Here is a 3,496-nt window from a genome sequence, read left to right on the forward strand (position 1 = left end):
CTGGTACAGTTCCCCTAAACGTTAGAATATCGGAACGATTTTCTATAAAGTAATCAGCAGTTATACTTAATTTACTTTCAAGGAATTTTAAATCGATACCATAATTTTGTTTTTCGGCTGTTTCCCAGGTAACATTTGGGTTTCCAATTTGTCCTTCACTTGCTGCTTGCTGGTTAGTAGGATTATCGGTTCCAAAACTATAGCCTCCATCTGCTGGATTAAAACTATTTGGCAGATAAAGAAAACGATCTCCTCCAATCTTGTCATTTCCAACCAGCCCATAAGACCCACGTATTTTCATGAAATCTAAGAATGATTGATTTTCCATAAAGGATTCATTAGTTAGAATCCATCCTACCGATACCGCTGGAAAAACGCCAAAGCGCTTATCTTTTGCGAAATTCTCTGAGCCATTATATCCAACACTAAGATCTAATAAATACGTGCTTTTAAAATCATAGTTTATACGCCCAACCAGCCCCACTAGACCCCGTGGTATATCGGTAAATTGAGATGGATAATAGACTTTTTGTTGGTTATAAAGAACTAAGCCTCCTACATTGTGATTATCAAATTTATTTTTATAACTCAAGCCTCCCTCTAAATACCAGTTTCTGCTTGTTCCGTAAGACTCTCCATAGGACAAGTTTCCATCAGAACCATTTCTTTGATAAACAATTTCGTCACTATCAGGGTCTGCATTCGGGTCTACATCCCTGAGGTATACAGGGGTGTAGCTAGCAACGTTGGCATTACGTGATTTTGTGTGTCTATAATCTGTATTGTAAGCAAGTTTAGTTCTAAATTTTAATCCTTTTATAAAATTAAGCTCTTGCTCTAAATCGATATCAAAATTAAGCCTGTTGTTTAAAATATTTGAAAAACCTTGTCCGTAAAATGGCTCTAAACCATCTTTTTTTTGACCTGGAATATAATCTTGACCACTTGTTATGTATCTTCCATCAATTATACCTGGACCCGAAAAAGGAACCGACCAATAAATATCTCTGAATAACTCATTAAAATTATTACGAGTATTGGGACGGTTAGTCACACCTACACGCCCACCTATAGTTACCCCTAATTTAGTTGTGTTTGTAATTTTAATATCTAAATTAGAGCGGTAATTGTAGCGTTGGTAAGAAAAGTTATAATCGTATTGTGAATCAAAAGTTTTAAATAATCCATCCTGATTCAAGATACCCAGAGATACAAAATATTTAACTTTTTCTGTACCTCCCGAAATATTAACGTTTCCTTGCGACTGCTTTGCAGTAGGTTTTAAAAGATAATCCATCCAATCTGTATTTGGAAAAAGAATGGGGTTTGAACCCGTTCTAAAGGCCTCAAGAACTTCCGGCGAAAATTGAAGGTTACTTGGGTCGAGGCTCGGATCATCATTTAATTGTGCTTCGTTATATCTTTGAGCATACGTATAGCTATCTGCAAAGTCAAGCAATCTTGTTGGTTGCTGAAGCCCTGTAGAAAAGCTTGATGATATTTTTGGCTTACCAATTTTACCTCTTTTTGTCGTAACCAAAATAACCCCATTAGCACCACGCACACCATAAACTGCCGTAGCTGAGGCATCTTTAAGTATAGAGATACTCTCAATTTCATTGGGGTCCAGCGATGTAAACGATCGTTCTACACCATCAACAATCGTTAATGGTTCTGATCGCCCTTCTGACAATGATGCTATACCACGTAAATAGATATTAGGATCATCTGCACCGGGTTGACCAGAAAATTGAACAGTAGCTAATCCCGTTACCTTCCCAGCAAGTGAATTCGCCACATTAGCTGTTGGCGCCCTGACAAGACTTTCTGAATCTATCGTACTTATGGCACCAGTTATAGCAATCTTTTTTTGCGACCCATACGCTACTACAGTAATTTCGTCTAAATCTGTGGCGCTTGTTTTTAATGTAATATCTATAGTATTTTGATTATTAATATTCACCTCTTTAGTCTCAAACCCGACATAACTAAAGATTAAAATACTATTGGGGGAAGCACTTATTTGATATAACCCATCAAAATCTGTTGTAGCACCTCTGTTAGTGCCTTTTTCGACTATGGTAACACCAGGAAGCGGAATCCCTTGTTCGTCTATTACCGTTCCTGTAACTTGTAAGGTTTGCGCCAACAAGTCATGGTTTATTCCAAATAAAATCATTAATGTCAGGAATAAATAAATTCGTGTTTGTTTTATTCTCATAGAGTTTAAATTTTGTATAAAATTTATTGCTTGAATATTTTTTAGCTCAATTTTAGACGTTGGTAATAATTATCTTGTTATAATTTTTAAGCCAAAAAGGCGAAGTGAAGAAATTCATCATAAATTGTGAGTTTTAAATAGTTCGTTGTTAGTTGTTTGTTTGTCGCTATATTGAAATATGTAATCAACAGTACCGTAACGACAATTCAAATTTAAACGAACGCATTAAAAAAGCGTGGGCTAAATGATTCAATTAGGAGGTTATATAATGCAAATGCCTAAAAACAATAAAAAAAACGCAGTACATGAGATTTTTACTGAAAAGGTTAAAAACTTTTGAATTAAATTGGAAATTACTTCGAATCTGACTTTGACAAAAAAAATTAAACATGGCCTATAACCCTGAAAGTTAAAACAAGACTACAATACAAACTTTATGTTTTTAACAGATATTATTACAGCTAGGAAGAAAAGAATTTTATTATTCCAAAGATGTATTAACCTTTTTCTCTTTGTATTTAGACGGCAGACAATTGAACTGTTTTTTAAAGGATGTTTTGAAATATTTGTAGTCATTAAACCCAACTTCATAAGCTATTTGATTTAGGTTTAAATCTGAAGAAAGAATTAAATGAGCAGCTTTTTTTAACCGAATAGATCTTATAAAAGCAGTTAATGAAAGTCCGGTTAACGACTTAATTTTTCTGTATAATGTAGATTGACTCATATGTAACGCTTCTACCATATTTTCAATTCCAAATTCCACATTATCTAAATTAGTATCAACAAGAAGAATTGCTTTGTCTATGAAGGCATCTTCTGTATCAGAATCAGACTGTATTTCAACTGTTGTAGGTTCAAAACGAACTCTGTTTAATAAATGGGATCTTAATTTCTCTCTGTTTTCTAATAAACTAGTGATTCTTGCCCGGATAACATTTACGTTAAAAGGCTTGGTTATATAATCATTAGCTCCTGTTTTTAATCCTTCAATTTCGAATACGGTTGATGTTCTCGCCGTTAATAAAATAATTGGGATATGAGATGTTGTTATTTGAGATTTTAATTCTTTACACAAGGTTATGCCGTCTTTACCGGGCATCATGACATCACTTATGATTAAATCAGGAATTTCAGACGATGCAATCTCATAGCCAATATCTCCATTTTCGGCCTTTAAAACTTTATAATCATCTGATAATATATCATTTAAATAATCTAAAATATCAATATTATCATCTACAATTAAAATAGAGTAATCCTTTGCATTGATAT

2 protein-coding genes are annotated in these 3,496 nt (G+C 33.8%); both read right to left on the reverse strand.

What is annotated here, in order from left to right; all coding sequences use genetic code 11:
* A partial coding sequence (locus tag AC15TD_RS11755) for a SusC/RagA family TonB-linked outer membrane protein (RefSeq protein ID WP_484452344.1) occupies window positions 1-2,221 on the reverse strand: 2,221 nt, incomplete at its 3' end.
* Between the two features lie 481 nt (window positions 2,222-2,702).
* Window positions 2,703-3,496 (reverse strand): response regulator transcription factor (locus tag AC15TD_RS11760; RefSeq protein WP_484452345.1); only part of this gene is annotated, 794 nt, incomplete at its 5' end.

This window comes from Yeosuana sp. (assembly GCF_057126245.1).